12 protein-coding genes and 1 riboswitch are annotated in these 18,076 nt (G+C 56.6%); of the genes, 7 read left to right on the forward strand and 5 right to left on the reverse strand.

Going from position 1 to position 18,076, the window contains the following annotated elements:
- The 3 genes from K3G63_RS21200 to K3G63_RS21210 form a co-directional block, all read right to left on the reverse strand.
- Positions 1–1,848: condensation domain-containing protein (locus K3G63_RS21200; protein ID WP_220616150.1), on the reverse strand; the 1,848-nt coding region annotated here is incomplete at its 3' end.
- Between the two features lie 973 nt (positions 1,849–2,821).
- Positions 2,822–3,994 carry a replication initiation protein gene (locus K3G63_RS21205; RefSeq protein WP_220616151.1) on the reverse strand — a complete coding sequence of 391 codons (1,173 nt, stop codon included), beginning with the start codon at positions 3,992–3,994 and terminating at the stop codon, positions 2,822–2,824.
- Between the two features lie 1,458 nt (positions 3,995–5,452).
- Positions 5,453–6,331, reverse strand: coding sequence for an SDR family oxidoreductase (locus K3G63_RS21210; protein ID WP_220616152.1), 879 nt, complete (start codon positions 6,329–6,331; stop codon positions 5,453–5,455).
- A gap of 168 nt (positions 6,332–6,499) precedes the next feature.
- Here K3G63_RS21210 and K3G63_RS21215 point away from each other — a divergent pair, with 168 nt between their 5' ends.
- From K3G63_RS21215 to K3G63_RS21225, 3 genes are all read left to right on the forward strand, one after another.
- Positions 6,500–6,859, forward strand: coding sequence for a helix-turn-helix domain-containing protein (locus tag K3G63_RS21215; RefSeq protein ID WP_220616153.1), 360 nt, complete (start codon positions 6,500–6,502; stop codon positions 6,857–6,859).
- A 52-nt stretch (positions 6,860–6,911) separates the two neighbouring features.
- On the forward strand, positions 6,912–7,508 hold the full coding sequence (locus tag K3G63_RS21220; RefSeq protein WP_220616154.1) for a Crp/Fnr family transcriptional regulator: 597 nt from the start codon (positions 6,912–6,914) through the stop codon (positions 7,506–7,508).
- Between the two features lie 115 nt (positions 7,509–7,623).
- Positions 7,624–7,995: a DUF4260 domain-containing protein gene (locus K3G63_RS21225; protein WP_220616155.1), complete on the forward strand. Its 372-nt coding sequence runs from the start codon at positions 7,624–7,626 to the stop codon at positions 7,993–7,995.
- Between the two features lie 55 nt (positions 7,996–8,050).
- Here the strand turns inward: K3G63_RS21225 and K3G63_RS21230 are convergent, their stop codons facing one another.
- The gene (locus tag K3G63_RS21230; RefSeq protein ID WP_220616156.1) at positions 8,051–8,293 is read right to left on the reverse strand and encodes a hypothetical protein; all 243 of its coding nucleotides are present in this window, start codon (positions 8,291–8,293) and stop codon (positions 8,051–8,053) included.
- Positions 8,294–8,589: 296 nt separating this feature from the next.
- On the opposite strand from K3G63_RS21230, the gene K3G63_RS21235 reads away from it, so the two are divergent.
- From K3G63_RS21235 to K3G63_RS21245, 3 genes are all read left to right on the forward strand, one after another.
- Complete coding sequence (locus K3G63_RS21235; RefSeq protein WP_220616157.1) at positions 8,590–9,276, forward strand: recombinase family protein; 687 nt, start codon at positions 8,590–8,592, stop codon at positions 9,274–9,276.
- A gap of 572 nt (positions 9,277–9,848) precedes the next feature.
- On the forward strand, positions 9,849–10,610 hold the full coding sequence (locus K3G63_RS21240) for a ParA family protein (protein WP_220616158.1): 762 nt from the start codon (positions 9,849–9,851) through the stop codon (positions 10,608–10,610).
- The gene (locus K3G63_RS21245) at positions 10,607–10,975 is read left to right on the forward strand and encodes a hypothetical protein (protein WP_220616159.1); all 369 of its coding nucleotides are present in this window, start codon (positions 10,607–10,609) and stop codon (positions 10,973–10,975) included. Before K3G63_RS21240 ends, K3G63_RS21245 begins: the two co-directional genes overlap by 4 nt.
- 935 nt (positions 10,976–11,910) lie before the next feature.
- Here the strand turns inward: K3G63_RS21245 and K3G63_RS21250 are convergent.
- Positions 11,911–13,956 carry a 3'-5' exonuclease gene (locus K3G63_RS21250; protein WP_220616160.1) on the reverse strand — a complete coding sequence of 682 codons (2,046 nt, stop codon included), beginning with the start codon at positions 13,954–13,956 and terminating at the stop codon, positions 11,911–11,913.
- A 514-nt stretch (positions 13,957–14,470) separates the two neighbouring features.
- Positions 14,471–14,562, forward strand: a riboswitch (SAM riboswitch).
- A 479-nt stretch (positions 14,563–15,041) separates the two neighbouring features.
- Between K3G63_RS21250 and K3G63_RS21255 the strand changes: the two genes are divergently transcribed.
- Positions 15,042–18,068 carry a TonB-dependent receptor gene (locus tag K3G63_RS21255; RefSeq protein WP_220616161.1) on the forward strand — a complete coding sequence of 1,009 codons (3,027 nt, stop codon included), beginning with the start codon at positions 15,042–15,044 and terminating at the stop codon, positions 18,066–18,068.
- The last annotated feature ends 8 nt before the right edge of the window (positions 18,069–18,076 follow it).

Genomic DNA, 18,076 nt, shown 5'->3' on the forward strand with positions numbered 1-18,076 from the left:
GATGTAGTCGATGCGCTCCTGGGGGTAGGTAAGGTCGACGGGCAGGTAGGCGGCTCCGCTGTGCAACACGGCCAGCAAGGTAATCGGCAGCCACTCGGTACGGGGTAGTTGCACGGCCACTACCTGGCCTGGCCCTACCGTTTCGCGCAGATACGCCGACAGGGCTGTTGCCTTCTCCCATACCTGCTGGTACGTGAGCTGCGTAGCTGGGCCTATAAGGGCGACTTTCCCGGCATTGGCCTCAACAGCAGCCCGGATAAGGTCGAGTACCGTTGCCTCTGGCTGGTAGTAGTGCGCCGGGTCATTGAACACCTGCAGCTGCTCCTGCTGCTCCTTTTCCGTGAGGTAGATGCAGCTCGTGATTTTCTGGTGCGGCGCGGCCAGTAGCTCCGCCAGCAAGTGCACGAAATGCTCCCACAAGCGGCTGATGAAGGCGGCGTTGTAAATAGCCGTATTGAATTCTAGCGTAGCGGCAATGGCATCAACCCGCGATTCAAACGTGAAAGTGAGGTCAAACTGGCTGGTTGTGCGCAGGTCTTCCTGCAGAAAGCTATACGTGCCGGCAGTGGCGTGATTTTCCGGCGTGTGCTCGTTGAAAATCACCATGATGTCGAAAATAGCCGAGCGGCTGACGTCGCGCTTGCCACCGGCTAGTTCCACCATTTTCTGGAAGGGCAGGTTCTGATGGGCTAGCGCATCCTGCAGAACCTGCTGCTGGGCCAAGAGCAACTGCTCAAACGTTAGCTCCGGCTGGAGGCTGAGCCGCAGGGGTAAGGTGTTAATGAAAAGGCCCACCAGATTCTGCAGCGATGCTACGGACCGCCCCGACGTAACCGTTCCCAGCACTATATCGGTTTTCTGGGTGTAGCGGAAGATAAGGGCCTGTACGCCCGCCAGCAAGCCCGCGAACAGCGAGGTGCGCTGCTGGGCACAACGCGCCTGCAGCGCGGCCCGCACGTTTTCAGGCAGGTGAAACCGCAGCCGCTCTCCCCCGAAGGTTTTAACTGCGGGGCGCTTGCTGTTGCCCGTCAGCTCTATGACCGGGAGCGGTGGCTGCAGCACTTCCTGCCAGTAGCGTTCTTCGGCTTGCCACACGCCCTGCTGCTGGCAGGTGTGCTGCCATACGGCAAAGTCCTGGTAGGTTCTGGTCAGGGCCGGAAAGACGGGGTGCTGCCCTTGTCTTCTAGCTTCGTAGCTGAGCAGAAGCTCTTGCTGCAAAATATCAAGCGACACCCCATCACAGATGATATGATGAACTGTGAGCAGCAGGTAGCTGGCCTGGGGGCTTCGCAGCAGCGTGCCTCTGAGCAGAGGGGCCTTGCCCAGGCAAAACGCGCCCATGCTCTCCGCCAGCAGGTAGTTCTTCAGGGTGTTGTCCGATAGGTCCGGGACGTCCAGGGTTTGCAGGCGAAAAGGCGTATGCTGCTCCACGCGTTGTCTGACCGAGCCATCGGGCTGCTCGAAGAAGGAAGTTCTCAGGATGCTGTGCCGCTCAATCAGGTCCTGGATGGCCTGCTGTAGGTGGGCGGGGTCGGCTTCCGGCTTTAGGCGCATAGCCACGGGCATGTGGTACGCCTGGGCCCCTTCTTCGTCCTGGCTTAGCGTCCATATGCTTTGCTGACCATACGAAAGCGGATAATCCGCGGCGGCTGGTGCTTCGGCAATGTCGGTGGCGGACGATGATCCATCTTGCAGCAGCATAAGCAGGGCCTGCTTATGCTGCCTTAGCTGCACGAGCAGGGCGGGAGTCAGCGCTCCGGGCCGCGCTTTTACTTGTAGCTCCTCGCCTTGTACAAATAGCTGAACATCAGCCTTTTTCAACTGCTTGATGAACTCAAAAACTTCCATGTAAACAGACTTAAACGGTGTGCCGGTATAGAGCTAAAAGTGGATGCAGATCCTGTAATGGGTAGCCGCTTTGCCTGGTGCGCCTTACGGGTGGGTATGAGGCTCCCCGCTTCTGCATGTAGTATGCATGAGCATGCCTCTTGGCTTGCTACTAGCATGGCTCTAAGGTGTTGCACTCACTTGGGCCGGCATAATTTGTTACACGAACCCGTTGTTTTGACGTACTAACCCATGCATTTTGAGCATGGGTAGTCGCCTACCACTCCTTGCTCAAGAGGGCAACCGGCTTTCGTCGGGTCATACAGATGCAGGGCAACTCTGCACCTGACCGTTTTGCTTGCAATGGGCCAATGCCCTTCTGCACCTTGGCGTAAGTCAGCGGAGGCCGGGCACCAGTGCTGTACCAGTAAGTCTGGTCGCGCTCCTGTTCGTGTTGCGTGCCTGGCCCTCCCACGTATAGGCGTAAACAACTGTCAGTGAGGCCATTTACTACACCGGCGGCAATCAGATATGCGTGCTTCGTCGCCCGCAGGCCGCGCCCTACCCTTCCAGCCTCTAGTAGAAAGCAGGCTGCTTCACACGCTCACAGCCTGGCGGCCATACCTTCCGGTCGAACTACTACGGCGCGCCTACCTGCCTATGGCCTTATGCGCCCTCTACTGCTCTGCTACCACAGCGCCGAGCTCAGAGGTTTGTTTGTCCTGCTTTGCTGGCTGTAGGTCCTGCTCATAGTGCCCATAGGTCCTCTGACCGCTCCTCTACAGAAGGTTTCCTAGTAGTATTGGGGCAAGTACGTTCGGTTACAAGGCAGGTGCTGCACAGGAAAGCACTGTTTTTACAGCTTCTCAGAAGATAAACTCACCACTATACGCCCCTTTTGCACTAGCGAACGGGGCAACATACTACCAGACTATGCAAAACGCGCACCTACTTCTTGCACTTCTTGCCCGGGTAGGACACGCCTACGTGTGTTTTACCCGGGCTTCACAAGCCATTCTTCCCCTTCACGGTATTCCAGCAAGAACCCATCCTTAAGGTATACCTGCTGCACATGCTGCTCGAAGGTGTCGGCTTGTTTCTGGCGTTGCGCATACGGGCCAGGATTTTCGTACATATCCCGAACCTCGCGGAGACGGAAAGCAATTTCGGCGGCAGCAGGAAGCTGCTCCCGTTGGGGGGGAGTAGTTGCCTTGGCCGTGAGGTAGTAATCTTCTAACAGGTACTTCTCTATGAGGGCCTTGTAAATTGCTCCCGCAGGCTTTTTAATCTTTCCTTTGCGGAACTGGGTTTCCACAATGCGCACGACGAATGCAATGTAGCCTACGTCGTACTCTGTATTCTCCAATTGCTTAGCAATGGTACTAATGCTCCGCTGACTTACGCCAATTTGCAGAAGGGCATTGGCCCATTCGGTGGCACCTGGCAACGTCTTTTTTGTAGCAGATGCGGCCAGCTGCTCAAACAGAAACTTGATGCGTGCTACCGTTTTTCCCTCTCGCTCGAGTTCATACGTGAACGGGATGTCAGTGGCGGCTATTTCACTTTGCGCCTTGTCCAGGATGCGGGCCCTGAAATTGGAAAACCGAGGGTATTCGTGTTCTTCAATTCCCAATACAAAGCGCAGGTCGTCGACACTGATGGTACGGCGCCCAAAGCCCGCATATTCCTTTAATAACCAGTAAATCCGCAAAGATTGTGGACTCTTGAGTTTAAGAATCTGCTTCAAGTCTGCGGTAGTGAAGTTTCCACTTTCGCGTAACTGTAGCAGGTACGGCATAATCTTCGGGTTAAAGCTGGCAACTACTCCCCCCAACTCTGCCCGGTAGCCGGCTTCGGCCATGAGCGGGATATAGGTGTAGTTGGGCTTACGCCGCCGCTTCCGGGTTTTCTCCTCTAGTTCTTCAATGTACAGAGTAAACGACGCCAGCCCCTTGCACATCTCATCAACCTGCTCGTAGGCAGACCCCCCGCGTCGGTCAAACACCAATTCCTCGAGAGGAATAAAGTGTTCTTTGAAGTCGGCGTCTTCAAAGTCGATTCGGGACAGCAAGGCAACAAATAGCCGCATTTGAAGCGGCACAAAGCTAAACCGGGCGTTGATCAGCGCGTTGTGTTGCGCAACTCGTTTGTCTGAGGAAGCATCCATACAGCGGTAACGTCTTTTTTGTAGCAGATAGGCTGGTTCAACGTCTTTTTTGTAGCGGATAAACGTCTTTTTTGTAGCAGGTAGACGTCTTTTTTGTAGCAGATGACGTCTTTTTTGTAGCAGATGACCCTTGTTACAAACTGATAATCAGATAGTTATGAGACCTATAATACTATATAATATAGTACTAATAAGAAAGACTAGTTGCGTTTTTTGTTAACGTCTTTTTTGTAGCACATAGTGAAATCTGCATGCGTCTAAAAAAGCCCATTTCCGCTTTAAAAACCGCGCTTTTTTTACTTTTATATACTTCTATTGCCCAAAGTTTTGAGGTGGCCCAGCGGCAATGCGTGGTGGTCTTTAAGCGGAATTGGCTTAGTGCTGTTCTGCCTCTTTAGCGGAGTACAAACCACTGCTTCACCTACAGCGCTTGGCTCCCGGTACACTCCTTGCGTTAAACGCAAGGGGTTTCGGTGCGAATGGGTAGTACACTGCTCTCCTTCTTGCCCGTCGGCTCCTGTGGCTGCGGGAGCGTTATCTGTCCCATACCGGAAGGTTGTAGCCATTACAAGAGGGGGCGTTGTAGCCGTGAGGTCTCGTTTAGATGTGTTGTTCATAGTTCGGCCACCCATTCGTTGGCGGCGAAAGATAGCGTAGCGCCGTGGCTATCTGGTGCGTGGTAAGCCGGACCCGACTCCGGCATGGCCTGGGCGTTGCTGAATTTGTTTTGTCTGATGCGTGCGTTCAGCTCCAAGGGCGTTCATTGTTTTTCCCGCACCGAGGGTCACGCGCTGCTGGTGGATGACAGATCAGCCGGGGAGCGTACTCAGTAAAGACAGTCCTGTAGCAGGGACGTCAGACCACTGTACCCAACAGTTCCCGGCTGCATGGGTACCCAGGCACTAGCAAAGGCAGCCCGTACGGAGTAGACCATTCCACCCAGCACAGCAACAAAGGAGAGGCGTCAATAAGACACTGGTCAGACCGATTTTCTATGGTTTTCCAATGCCTTGTGCAGGACAAACTCTACCCCCGAAACTGCCAGCCATTTACCTTTCTACCAATTGCAAGTGAGGAAAAGCAGAGCCTGCCACTGCTCGAGGCAATGCCCCACCGCGGCTATCGGTACGAAGCCGGTTCGCTTACACGTACAGCGGAAAAACGCGCCCATCATCAGCTACAGGCATCTTCCTTCTCAGGTGTAAGTCCGCTCCTCACCTATTCAGGCAAACCCTGCGCTGCAGCGCAACGGCTACCCAGGACCGAGCTAGGCACGCTTGCCGCCAGCGCATTAAACCGTTGGAGCGGTAGGGTAGCTATACACCGTCTGGCTCCTTTCCCGCTACTACCTGGGCTGAACCGGCTAGAGCAGCCTGACACTGGAGTTTGCACTCGCGAAGAGCCATACCTCTAAAGGCCGAATAGAATGCGGCTCCCACCCGGCCTTTAGAGGTATGGCTATGCATACATCTGCGAGATGAATTGCGCGGTGGTAGTCGGCTTTCTGCCTAAAAAGGATGCCAAGGTCGCATCCTCAACATCCAGCGCCCCCTGCGCTATTGCCCTTGCCCACGTCGTGAACATACCGATGTAGAGCGCAGGTATCCCGGCTTGTGTCAGGCTGGCTTGAAATTCTTCCACCGCGGGAGACTGGTACTGTATTTCTTTCCCTAGGATGCGTGATAACTCCTGGGCTACCTCGCCAAAAGAGGCGGATTCGCTATTCGTCAGGATGTACCGCTTGTTTTCATGCCCTGCAGTTGTCAAGACGTGAGCCGCCGCTTCGGCCAATTCCTCCCGAAGCACCCAGCTGGCCTTGCCGTCCTGGGCTGGTAGCCTGATAACGCCGGTTTCAACTACGTTTTCGCCGGCCAGTCTCGGAATCATCTCTAGGTAGATCCCATTTTGAAGGATGGTATACGTCAGGCCGCTGTCTTGAAGAAACTGTTCGGTGTCAGCATGCGACTGTTGGAAAGCACCTATAGCTGAGTCTGCAAATGCTGGCTTTCTGACAAAAGAAGTGTACACCAGATGCTTTACCTGCGCTTCTTTGGCCGCTTTAATGGCGTTTATATGTTGTGCCGTGCGGTTTTCTGCTGGCCCCCGATCATTAGTAGACACCAGCAACAAGGTCTCTACTCCTTCAAAGGCCCGCACCAGTGACGTATACTCTGTGTACTCACCGACCCGCAGGCTAATTCCCTTGTCTCGGAGAGGCTGGCCTTTGGCCGCCTCTCGAACCAGGCCGGAAATGTGCTGCGGCTTAACGCCTTTACGCAGTAAATGTTCAATGGCCTTCGTGCCGTATTGGCCTGTGGCACCGGTAACTAAAATCATGGTACTTGTTGGTTAAGGGGGTAAAGTTGTCGGGTATTCAGGTTACCGTAAGTAATCAGCTCCCCCTTTGTTTGTACCTTGTCATCACTTCAGATTACGCACAGGTAGCCTGATTACCTGCAAGTAATCAGGCCCAGTAGCCCGCTTTCCTGCTTTTGCCTTTCTTCCATGACTACATCCGAAACCTCTGCCTGCATCCTGACCATGCAGGCCTTGCGCCATGCCCTGCTAGTGGTTCAGGGCAAGTGGAAGCTCCAGATTATCGTAGCACTTAACGCCGGCACCCGGCATTTCCGCGGCTTGGAGCGTAGCGTGCCCGGCATCTCTACCAAGGTGCTGGCCAAGGAATTAAAGGAGCTGGAAGCTCATCAGTTCATCTCCCGCACGGTACACCCCGGCCCGCCCGTGCTCGTTGAATACCAGGCGCTGCCCTACGCGCGCACACTCGACCCCGTGATTGAGGTTTTAAAAGAATGGGGGCTACAGCATCAGCAACGCTTACATGTGCGCGCCCCAGCGCCGGAGTAGCCGCATTCCACCGCGGACAATGCCCTCGCAACCACCTATTCCTTGTACCACCATGCACCCCTTGCGCGCGTATCTGCACCGCTTTGTTCCGACCCTCACGGACGCCGACTGGCAGCCGCTGGCCGAGGCACTACGCCCGTGCCACCTAGCCCGCGGGGAACATTTTGTACAAGCGGGCGAGTACCGGCCCCAATTGGCATTATTGCTCCGCGGTAGCTGCCGGCTTTACTACCCCCGCCCCAACGGAGATGAGCGCACCACATACTTCTTTTTTGAGAACCACCTGCTCGGGGACTACCCGGGTTGTCTGACCGGTCAGCCCTGCCAGTTCAGCATTCAGGCCCTCTCTGACGCCGAGTTGGCCGTCTTCGACTACGCGCTGCTGTGTCACTTATATACGGAGCGGCCAGTGTACGAGCGGTTTGGGCGCCTAGTGGCGGAATACCTGCTGCTCGGCACCGATGCTCGCCTGGTCGAGCATCTGCTGCTCTCGCCCGAGGAGCGCTACCGCGCGCTGCTGATCAGCGGCAAAACCAAGATTCTGGAACGCATTCCTCAGCAGCTAGTAGCCAACTACCTTGGCATCACCCCTGTTTCGCTGAGCCGCATCCGGAACCGGGTAGCGCGAAACCCGGATGAGAATTCCTAACCTGTGCTCGGGGCACCTAGCGCTGTTATTTCTTAGCTTTTGTTATCGTTGATTGCTGCCGCGCGGGCAGACTTTTGCAGAAGTTCTTATTGTCACTTCTCCTTGCTGCCCGCGTATGAAAAACCTGCTGAAACTGGAAGAACTGGCCGAAGCCCTGTTTGCGCTGGCTGTCTTTGCCTACCTGCCCCATGCGTGGTGGGTGCTGCCCGCCACTTTTCTGCTCCCAGACCTGAGTATGATCGGCTACCTGGCGGGCCCCCGAGTGGGAGCCTTTTGCTATAACGTCGCTCACCATAAGGCATTGGCCGTGGCGGCGGGTCTTGCGGGCTGGTGGCTAGCTCAGCCTGTGCTGCTGCTGGCGGGCACAGTGCTTCTCTTTCACAGCGCCCTGGATCGGCTGCTGGGCTATGGCCTCAAGTACACGACCGACTTCCGCGATACCCACCTGGGCCGGGTGGGAGCCGTTCGGCCGGCAAGAGAAGCCTAGCATCAACAATAGGATGGGGAACAGGCAAGAAGAGCAGGACAAGTGGCAGTGTATCTCAGGGCGTAGGGAGTACTGCTAAGCTACCACGGTCGAGTTGGGCTAGTACCTCCTCGAAGCTGTACTGCGGAACCCACCCCAGGCCCTTCTCTGCCTGAGTAGACACGTAGAGCCGGCCCAGGGACGAGGGTAAGCGCCAACCCCGCTGCTGGAAAGCAACCAGCACTGCCGGGGCACGCTTGCGCAAAGCAGCTTCCAGATCGGTGGCTACTAGTTCACAATCCTTTTCCAGAAACGGCACTTTCCCCGAGATGATGTAGTGCTGATACGCCGGCCCCCTATTGTGCAGGGCCGCACCGTGGGCCCGGGCCGGAAGGTGCTGCGGCCCTATGATGCGGACCTCGTTTGTGTGAGCAGAGCTGCCGTTTCTACTTACCTATTGGCAATGTCTGGCCCAGCCTTTCTTCTCTAAGGGTAGCCCAACTCCCCTCCTATCTACTTTGTAACGGATCATAAACGACCGTTTATGATCCGTTACAAACCTGTATCTTCGTTCAATAGTACCTCCGGCCGCGCGACAGCACCCACCCCTACCGCATGCGTACCTACATTGCCTATTACCGCGTGAGCACTGCCCGCCAGGGAGCCAGTGGCCTGGGGCTGGAGTCGCAGCAGCATCTGGTTCAATCCTATCTGCCGGCTGGTACGCAGCTGCTGCAGGAATTCATCGAGGTGGAATCGGGTACGAAGAATAACCGGCCACAACTACAAGCAGCACTTGCGGCCGCGAAGCAACACGGCGCCACCCTGCTCATTGCCAAGCTGGACCGGCTGAGCCGGAATGCCCGCTTCATCTTTGCCCTGCGGGACTCAGGGGTAGACTTTCTGGCCTGCGACATGCCGGATGCCAACACGCTCACGGTGGGCATATTCGCCGTTATTGCGCAGCACGAGCGGGAAACGATTAGCAAGCGCACGAAGGACGCGCTCCAAGCCAAGAAGGCCCGGGGGGTGCGGCTGGGTAGTCCGCAAAACCTGACGCAAGAGGCCCGGTTGAAGGGAGCGGCCGTCCGCCGGCAGCAACGAGAGCAGACTCCTCAAAATCAGCAGGCAACCAGCTTAGTTACCCTGTTGCGCAGCCAAGGACTCACTTTTCGGCAGATTGCCACGCAGCTAAATGCGGCTATGTTTCGCACTGCCGCCGGCAAGAAGTATGCAGCCATGACCGTTCAGCGGCTCTGGCAGTATGCTTCTGCGCCAGAGCAAGAGCGTTCGGGGCAATGAGCCCTGCTCATAGTGCTGCAAAAAAACAGAGCATAACCGAATGGCAGAGTTGAAATCTGGCCGCCTATACTTGTAGGGAGTAGGCTTGTTGGCAGACATACTTGGGAAAAGCCAGCAATACTTCCCAGCCAGCTTGAAGGGAAAGCAGAGTACAGCAAAGGCATCAGCCAGTACACGAGACGCCACTATCTGAGCAGAAGGAAGTGACTTGGTATAGCCCTCAGGAATGCGGTGTACTATCCAACCGTTGCTGACAAATTACTGCGCTTTGCCCCCAATAACACGCAAAAAGGCCTGTTGCGTCACAGAAGCAGGCGTTTTGCATGCCGACTATCCTAAAACTTCTTAAACTTCCTTTACTTCTTAAAGTTCTCTGGGTTCCTAAACTTCTTGTTCTTCCTCTACTTCCTCTACTTCCTCTACTTCTTATAATTCCTTAGCCATATAAAGAATTTGAGGAGGTTGAGGAAGTAGAGGAAGTTTTACTTCTTTCTATTCTCCTACCTGCTTAAGAAGCTCAGGAAGTTCGAATTCCTTATTATTGCTTCAGGATATTAAGTCTCAGCTGTACCATGAAGATTATCGTGTTTGCCAACCACAAGGGTGGGGTAGGAAAAACCACCTCTACGCTTAGTGTAGCCCAGACCCTCGCGCGCGATGGTCAGCGAGTGCTAGTAATTGACTGCGACGCCCAACGTAATCTGTCACTGGCTTTCCGCTTACCGGCAGGGTATCCGGACTTGGGGTTGGTTTTAGAAAAAAAAGCGCCGCTAGCTGATGTTGTCTTGGCCATAGAAGAGCATCTTCATCTGGTGGCCGCTACTCCGGATCTGGACTACCTGGAGAAGATGGTGGGACAGCAACTGGGGTATGAGAGTATCCTCCGGAAGGGATTGGCGCCACTGCAGAATACCTACGATTACTGTCTGATTGATACGCCGCCTTCCTTGTCAGCGCTTACGTACATGGCTTTGGTAGCTTGTAATGCGGTATTTATCCCCTGCCAACCGGAATACTTTGGGTATGAGGGCTTAAACAAGCTCATGCAAGCCTGTGAGCGGGTTAAGGATCTGTACAACCCCAACCTGATTATAGGCGGTATCTTCTTCACCAAATACAGCAGCAGATACCGCAAAAAGCTGCATCACGATGTGGTTGCCCTGATTGACTCCAAATACTCGGAGGCGAACCTGCTGATGGAGACCACCATCCGTGAAAACGTTTCGCTGGCAGAAGCTCAAATTAAAAAGCAAAGCATCTATCAGTGGGCACCAGAAAGCAATGGCGCCACGGATTATGAATCGCTCACCCAAGAAATTGTTGCCCGAGTATGAGCAAGCAGACGAAAAAACCAACTTTTGGGGATGATTTGGATGCCCCCGCGCCCCCGCTAGCGAATGATGCCCTCTTATATGGGGTAAATAGAAGCCTCTCACCGCACCTAGCAGCGCCGCCCGTTGCGGCCACTGCACCTGAGGCCTCGCCTTCCTTGCCAGCGGAAGAAGAATGGATAAAATTCAGCAGCTTTCTACGTCGTAGCACCTACGTGCGCCTAAAGCAGAGCGAGTACTGGGACCGTTTGGTTCTGAAAAAAGCGGTTGACTCCGCTCTGTGCGCCTTCCTGGACACGATGGAGGGGGCCGACAGACCGCTTCCGGAGGATGAGCAGTACCGCTTGCAGGGTAGGAAGCTCAAGTAGTTGCGGGGCAAAAACCTCCTTTGTGCCGGTCAGCGGCAAAACGCGAGGCCAGTATACTCGCCTCTTTGCCAATGCAGTTGCAGACCGTTAAAGAGGCGAGTATTCGTCTTCTTGCTTACTCATGTTGCGTCGGGAGACAACCAATTAGGAAAGCATTCCGGGCCTACAGCGAAGAGTACCGAGGGTTGCACTGGGCTTGAGGGACAAAGAGGTAAAGCACAGGAGCACTACCAGTGCTTCCTGACACCTGCATAGCAAGAAGCTGGCTGGCATGCAGTAGGGAGCCCCGAGACGGTATAAAAAGCCGGACTGTGGGCTTATCCCACTGCTAGCGAGGCTGCCTACGCAAGTGATAGGGGAGGAGGAGTCTGCTCATATAATCTCCTTCTGCTGCTACGCGAGGGAAGGGCAACTCTACCCTACCGCCGCTAAAGCAACCCGGGAAGCGGACGGGCGTTGCCTCCTGCCGGATTTGTTGGCTGCTGAACGGATACGCCACGCTTCAGAAATGCACCATCACCATTGTTCAACTCCTACTAGCTCTGCAAGAAGGGGGGATACCCCGGCTTTAGCCATTCGCATTCTGGGCAAGGCGCAGGCAGGTTCCTCGTGTCACTACGCAATCCGGAAACTCGTTGGAAGCAGGCACCCTACCGGCTTGTCCCGTTTACCGTTGCTTCTCTGCTTTGTAACTGGACAACGGAAAGCCTGCATCTCACGCCAGGAGAATGGTAGCGTATCCGAGTAACTTATGCCGAGCGAGTCTGCTCAGGGCCGATGCCCGCTGACCGGCTGCAGAACAACTGTTTTACCTGATTTTCGCAGCAAGCCACCCGGTAGCCCTGGGTTTTACCAGGGAAGGCGGGCACTGGCTGGAAGCAAACGTTTTTTCTGCTTCCTAGCTCCAGGACGGCACACAAGCCAGAGCACTGCCTTTACGCGGACAAGAATGGGGTGAGTTCACCGACATACGTGAGTGTGAGCTGGTGCATGGCCCGGGTGCAGGCGACATACAGCATGCTCTTATCTACCAGCGTTTTATACGTGCGTGCGGAGGCAAAGGGCACAACAACCGCATCAAATTCCAGCCCTTTCGCCAAGTGAGCCGTGGTGATACTAACTCCTTCCTTGAAGGAAGCAGACTCGGCCGTGAGCAAATGAACGCCTATTCCGTGTAGTGCCTCATACGCCTGGGTTGCCTGCCGGAGTGTTTTGCAGATGATGCCCAGCGAGTGACTTCCGGAGCTTTTAAACTCTGCCACCAACTGTCGGAGTGCTTCCAACTCCTCGCTCTGGCTGTGGCAGCGCCTGATGGCCGGCTCCTGCCCATGGCGCTCCAGCGGAATAATGTCAGGATTCGGCGTAATACGCTGCGCGAAGGCCGTAATCTCGACGGTTGAGCGGTAGCTTCGGTTGAGTGTAACGACATCAGCCTGCGGGAAGACACGTTCGATGGTTTCGGCCGAGGAAGCACTGTAGGGATTTACCGTCTGGCTTATATCCCCCAGAATAGTCTTCCGGCACCGGAACAGGCGGGACAAGACGGCGTATTGCACCGGGGTGTAATCCTGCATTTCATCGACCAGCAAGTGCTTTACCTGGTCGTAGGTGCTGATGCCTTCCAGGCGTAGGCGCAGGTAAATCAGGGCAAAGACGTCCGCGTACTCCAGGTGCATGCGGTGGTCGAGCTTCAATAGCTCGGGCCGGCCAATCCAACGGTAAAAATCCCGGTAGAGGTCCAGCACATTAGTAAACCGGAACATGCGCGGAAGAGCTTCCCCGATGGTTGCCTTCTCCTGCTCGGTTAGTTTGCGGCGGGTAGCGTCGCGCACGTAGGCCCGCACGTCCTCTGCCACCAGCGCAAACCGTTTTAAGAGTGGCACCCGATGATAGGTCTTGAACTTCTCCAACAGCAGCGAGCGGGGAACCAGCGTGTTGCCAACCCGCAGCTCGGCATAAGTGAAGTACGTATTCTCAGCGTGAAGCAGGTACTGGTTTAGTTTGCTAAGAAACTCAAACGAAGATTTGAACCGGATACGCTCAATAAACGCCGGATCAGGCTGTTCCAGCAGGGCAGACACCTGCTCGAAGAAGGTCTGGAAGGTGTACCGGTTGTCGAGCAGGTCGGCGGCCAGCTCTTCCATGCCCATCTCGGGGATGTGTTCTTCCCCCAGCTCGGGCAAGACGTTGGAGATGTAATCCGCAAAGACCTTGTTGGGCGAAATAATGAGCAGATCTTTGGCCGCCATGGTTTCCCGGTAGCGGTAGAGCAGGAAGGCAAGGCGGTGTAAGGCAATGGAGGTTTTACCCGAGCCGGCCACTCCCTGAATAACCATCACCAGGGCCTCCTCGTTGCGGATAACAGCATTCTGGTCCCGTTGAATAGTGGCGACGATGTTTTTCATCTTATCGTCCGAGGACTTGGCCAGCTCCTGCTGCAGCACGTCGTCGTGGATGTTCACGTCGCTGTCAAGCAGAAACTCCAGGCGGCCGTCGCGGATCTTGTACTGCCGCTTGAGTTCAATCGTGCCGCGGACTGTGCCGGAAGGGGTAGTGTAGGAGGCTTCCCCCAGCTCAAAGTCGTAGAACAAGGAGGAAATCGGGGCCCGCCAATCGTAGATCAGGTTCTGGCGCTGCTCATCCGTGAACGTATGCACGCCGATGTACACCGCCGAGGGTGCCGTATCCTGAGCGACGAAATCAATACGGCCGAAGTACGGCGACTGGCGTAGCTTGAGGAGTTTGCGCTTTCGGCTCACGGCCGCTTCGCCCGTGAAGGCCATGCGGTTAATGGACTGGCCAGCGGCCACCATGTCGGCGTCGTCCATGCCCGACTGATGCTCGTGGATATACTGCTTTTTCTGCCGCAGCTCGTCGGAAAACTGCCTGACGGTGTCATCGACCCGCTTAACCGCCCACGCGAGTTTCTCCTTGATTTCTTCCAGGTATTCTCGCTCTTCCTGTTCAGTTGCGTTTCTCACGGGCGGCTCTTAAAGATGAACCGCAAAGGTGCCTGCAAATTCTGGTCCTGCGAAGCCCTTGCTTGGTTTATTGGCTACTAGCACGTTTCCCCTCAGGCTACCTGGAGCAGAGCCCTGGCCACGTTTGCAGCAGCGAGGCGTTTCGCGCCCAATGGCGCTGTTGAGCCTCAAGGCGCGTCTGCTAAAGGCATAAAGGCGCTAACAGTCCAACGCAACAAGCCTGGTTAGGGTAGGGCAGCCCAGGGTAGCGGGCCATAGTCCGGACGTAAAGCAGGACTCGGCTTTACAGAAGTCAGAAGAACAGCAGGGGCGGGAGCAGCCGCCCCGCTTTAGCAACTGATCAGGTGCCGGCCATTGTGACGAACCTCTCTCACACTGGCGAATACGCCAGCGTCGAGTGGTTGTGGATTGAGCTGCTAAGCACCCTTGCAGGAGCTATCCAAATAAAAATTTGGATTTTATAAAAAAGCGCCAGTACATTTGCCCTACCAATTCTTTCTCTCACAAAGGATTGTTTTTATACAGAGGCGCGGAGAGACAGGCTCGATGAACCGCCGACAACCCCCGGAACATCCGGAACGGTGCCAAGTCCTGACCATATAAAAACAACAACGCCGTGAAGCTCTTCACCAGCACCCCCAACAGAATCCATCGTCACGTTGCGCCTCAGCATGCCTGTTGTGGCCTGATGCGTGGCCTCGTCTGTATGCAGATGCTGGGCATGGGCTGCTAAGGCGGAGGGAGATTCCCTTACTTGCTTTTTGCTTGCTCCGGTAGGGTAGTGCGGTAGCGCGCAACTGTCCTACGCATCACCCGGGCCTATCAGGCCCGAGGGCTTTGCTTGTCGGTCGGTTACTTCGGCTGCCAGGTAGCCGCCCCGCGGCGCTTTCTCTTCCCGCAAACTGCTGGTTCCGTTGGCTCCCGCCGACCGAATAGCTTCCGGCTGTGCACGAGCCGGATTTGGGCAGAAGGTATCCGCTCCTGGGTTTTCACCCCTTTGCTTACCCTTCCGGAGTTGCCAACGTGGCCTTTGTGCCGGGGCTGGCCAGGAAGTGGTGTGCTCACCTTCCAACTCTTTCCTGCATATGAAATCCTCTACCCTTCTGGCGGTGCCAGCAGTGGTGGCAGGCCTGGCCCCGGCGAGCTTCGCCCAGACGGCCGCCTCCGCCGTAACCGGTACCATCGTGGATGCCACGGACCGCAGCCCCTTGCCGGGCGTGACGGTAGTCGTGAAAGGTACCACCGTGGGTGCCTCCACCGGGCCCGATGGCTCGTTCTCCCTGACCTTGCCGCCCGGTAGCACCACCCTGACCATCAGCGCCGTGGGTTACGAAAGCCAGACCGTGGCGGCAACTGGCGGCCCCATTAATGTGGCCCTGAAAGCCGATGTGAAGCAGCTTTCGGAAGTGGTAGTAACGGGCTACAGCGAGCAAAACCGCAAGACCCTGACCAGCGCCATTAGCTCAGTGAAGGGCGACGCGCTTAAGGATATTCCGGCGGCCAGCCCCGACCAACTGCTGCAAGGCAAAGCGCCCGGCGTGCAAGTGTCGGCCAACTCCGGGGTGCCGGGGGGCGGGGTGTTCATCCGCATCCGGGGTAGTAACTCCGTGAATGCCAGCAACGACCCGCTCTACGTGGTGGATGGAGTGTTCATCAACAACACCAACCTGATTGCCACCGGCCTGGGCAACCAGGTATCCAGCAACCCGCTGGCCGACATCAACCCCCAGGACATTGAGAGCATCGAAATCCTGAAGGACGCCAACGCCACAGCCATTTATGGTTCGCGCGGGGCTAATGGGGTAGTACTCATCACCACCAAGCGCGGCAAGGCCGGCGACAAAACCCGCATTACCTTCAACACTTACCACGGCTGGTCGAAGGCGCCGAAGCAGTACGAGTTGGTGAGCGGCCCGGAGCTGGCGCAGCTAGAGAATGAGCGGTTCCTGAACGACGGCGGCAACCCGGCCCAGCTGCCCTACCGCTCGGTGGCCTCCGGGGGGCGAGGCCTGCCCGAGGAGCAGCAAACCTACGACCGGCTCTCCGACGTCTTCCGCACGGCCCAGACCCAGAGCTACGAACTGTCGGCAGCCGGGGGCTCGGCCAAAACGCAGTTTTACGTGGGCGGCGGCTATTTCCGGCAGGAAAGCATTGCCCGGCCTACCAACTTCGACCGATTCAGTCTGCGCGTGAACCTGGACAACTCGGTGACAGACCGGCTGCGCATCGGCACGAGCACGGCCCTCACGCGCACTCACCGCAACGTGAGCAGCAACGACAACAACCCGGTGGGCGTCATCAACTCGGCCCTGTTTCCGCGTACCAACCTGCCCATCTACAACCCCGATGGCACCTACGCCAAGTACGGCTCCTTCGACAACCACCAGGCCCTGATTGACAACCTGAACAACGACGCGGTGGGCTCGCGCGTCATCTCGAACGTGTACGGGCAGTACCAGTTTGGCAAGCACCTGACCCTGCGCAGCAGTTGGAGCATCGACTTCAACGACATGTACGAGAACAACTTCAACAACACGCTCATCCTGGCCGGGCAACCCCGGGGTACGGCTACCTCCTTCCTTTCCCGCGACATTACCCTGCTCAACGAGCAGACCCTGAACTACTCCGTTGATTTCGGCGAAAACCACTCCTTGCAGGCCCTGGTGGGCAATACCATCCAGAAAAATACCTTTCAGCGCACCAGCCTTTCGGGCCAGCAATTCCCGAGCAACGACCTGACCAGCATCGCCTCGGCGGCTACCCAAACGGGCTCCTCGTCCCGCTCCCAGGCCGGGCTGCTGTCGTTTTTCGGTAAGGCGACGTACAGCTTCAAGCAGCGTTACACCGCCGACGTGAGTTTGCGGGCCGACGCCTCCTCCCGCTTCGGAGCCGATAACCGCTGGGGCTACTTCCCGGCCGTGGGCCTGGGCTGGCGCCTGAGTGAGGAAGAATTCATCAAGAACCTGAACGTGTTTCAGGAGCTGAAGCTGCGCGGCAGTGTGGGCAAAACCGGCAACCAGGCCGGCATCAGCGACTTTGCCGCCCGCGGCCTGGTGCAGGGCGGGGCCAACTACCTCGACCTGCCCGGCACTACCCCCTTGCAGCTGGCCAACCCCAACCTGAGCTGGGAAAGCACCCGGCAGTGGAACGTGGGCCTGGACGCGGCCGTGCTGCAAAGCCGCCTACTGCTGGAGCTGAACTACTACGATAAGTACACCTCGGGCCTGCTGCTGAACGTGCCGGTGCCGCGCAAAACCGGCTTTGCCTCGGTGGTGGAAAACTACGGGGCCGTGAGCAACAAGGGCTTCGAGGTGCAGCTAACGGCCAACTGGCTGCCGTCTGCTTCGGCCGTGCAGTGGAGCACTACCTTCAACGTGGCCCGCAATGTGAACCGCATCGAGAAGCTGGCGGCCCCCATCACCTCGGGCTCCCGCGACATTTTCCGGCTCGAAGAAGGCGCCCCGCTCTACTCGTTCTGGCTTTACCACCAAACTGGCGTGAACTCCGAAACCGGCGACGCCCAGTACCAGGACGTGAACGGCGACGGGCAGCTGTCGGTGGCTGACCGCAAGCTGGTGGGCAACGCCTGGCCCGATTACTTCGGAGGCGTGACTAACTCGGTGACCTACAAAGGACTTGATTTTGGCTTTACCCTGAATTTCGAGCAGGGAGCGAAAATCATGAACATGAACCGCTTCTTCCTGGTGCACGGCGGCACGCAGAGCAACATCGGCTACCTGCGCGAGCAGCTGGACCGCTGGCAAAAGCCCGGTGACCAAACCGACATTCCGCGCCTGACGACCAACCCAGCCTCCAACAACTATGGGGGGGTAGTGCAGAACCTGAGCGACCGGTACTTGGAAGATGGCTCTTTCCTACGCCTGCGCACTCTCTCGCTGGGCTACACCGTGCCGAAGGAGGTAGCCGCCAAAGCCCACCTCAACTCTTTGCGCCTCTACGTGCAGGCCACCAACCTGCTCACCATCACGCCCTACTCCGGTATCGACCCCGAAGTAAACTCCCAGAGCGGGGTAGCCAACACCAAAAACATTGACTGGGCCACTGTGCCCCAGCCCCGCACCTTCCAGGTAGGCATCACGGTCGGACTCTAAGCTTTTCC

The sequence above is a fragment of the Hymenobacter sp. HSC-4F20 genome, from assembly GCF_019599275.1.
In the GTDB taxonomy this organism is placed as follows: domain Bacteria; phylum Bacteroidota; class Bacteroidia; order Cytophagales; family Hymenobacteraceae; genus Hymenobacter.

Coding starts and splice junctions, on each gene's coding strand:
- K3G63_RS21215 (WP_220616153.1), top strand. CDS start 6,500: ATGACTACATCCGAAACCTCTGCCTGCATCCTGACCATGCAGGCCTTG.
- K3G63_RS21205 (WP_220616151.1), bottom strand. CDS start 3,994: ATGGATGCTTCCTCAGACAAACGAGTTGCGCAACACAACGCGCTGATC.
- K3G63_RS21210 (WP_220616152.1), bottom strand. CDS start 6,331: ATGATTTTAGTTACCGGTGCCACAGGCCAATACGGCACGAAGGCCATT.
- K3G63_RS21220 (WP_220616154.1), top strand. CDS start 6,912: ATGCACCCCTTGCGCGCGTATCTGCACCGCTTTGTTCCGACCCTCACG.
- K3G63_RS21235 (WP_220616157.1), top strand. CDS start 8,590: ATGCGTACCTACATTGCCTATTACCGCGTGAGCACTGCCCGCCAGGGA.
- K3G63_RS21240 (WP_220616158.1), top strand. CDS start 9,849: ATGAAGATTATCGTGTTTGCCAACCACAAGGGTGGGGTAGGAAAAACC.
- K3G63_RS21245 (WP_220616159.1), top strand. CDS start 10,607: ATGAGCAAGCAGACGAAAAAACCAACTTTTGGGGATGATTTGGATGCC.
- K3G63_RS21255 (WP_220616161.1), top strand. CDS start 15,042: ATGAAATCCTCTACCCTTCTGGCGGTGCCAGCAGTGGTGGCAGGCCTG.
- K3G63_RS21225 (WP_220616155.1), top strand. CDS start 7,624: ATGAAAAACCTGCTGAAACTGGAAGAACTGGCCGAAGCCCTGTTTGCG.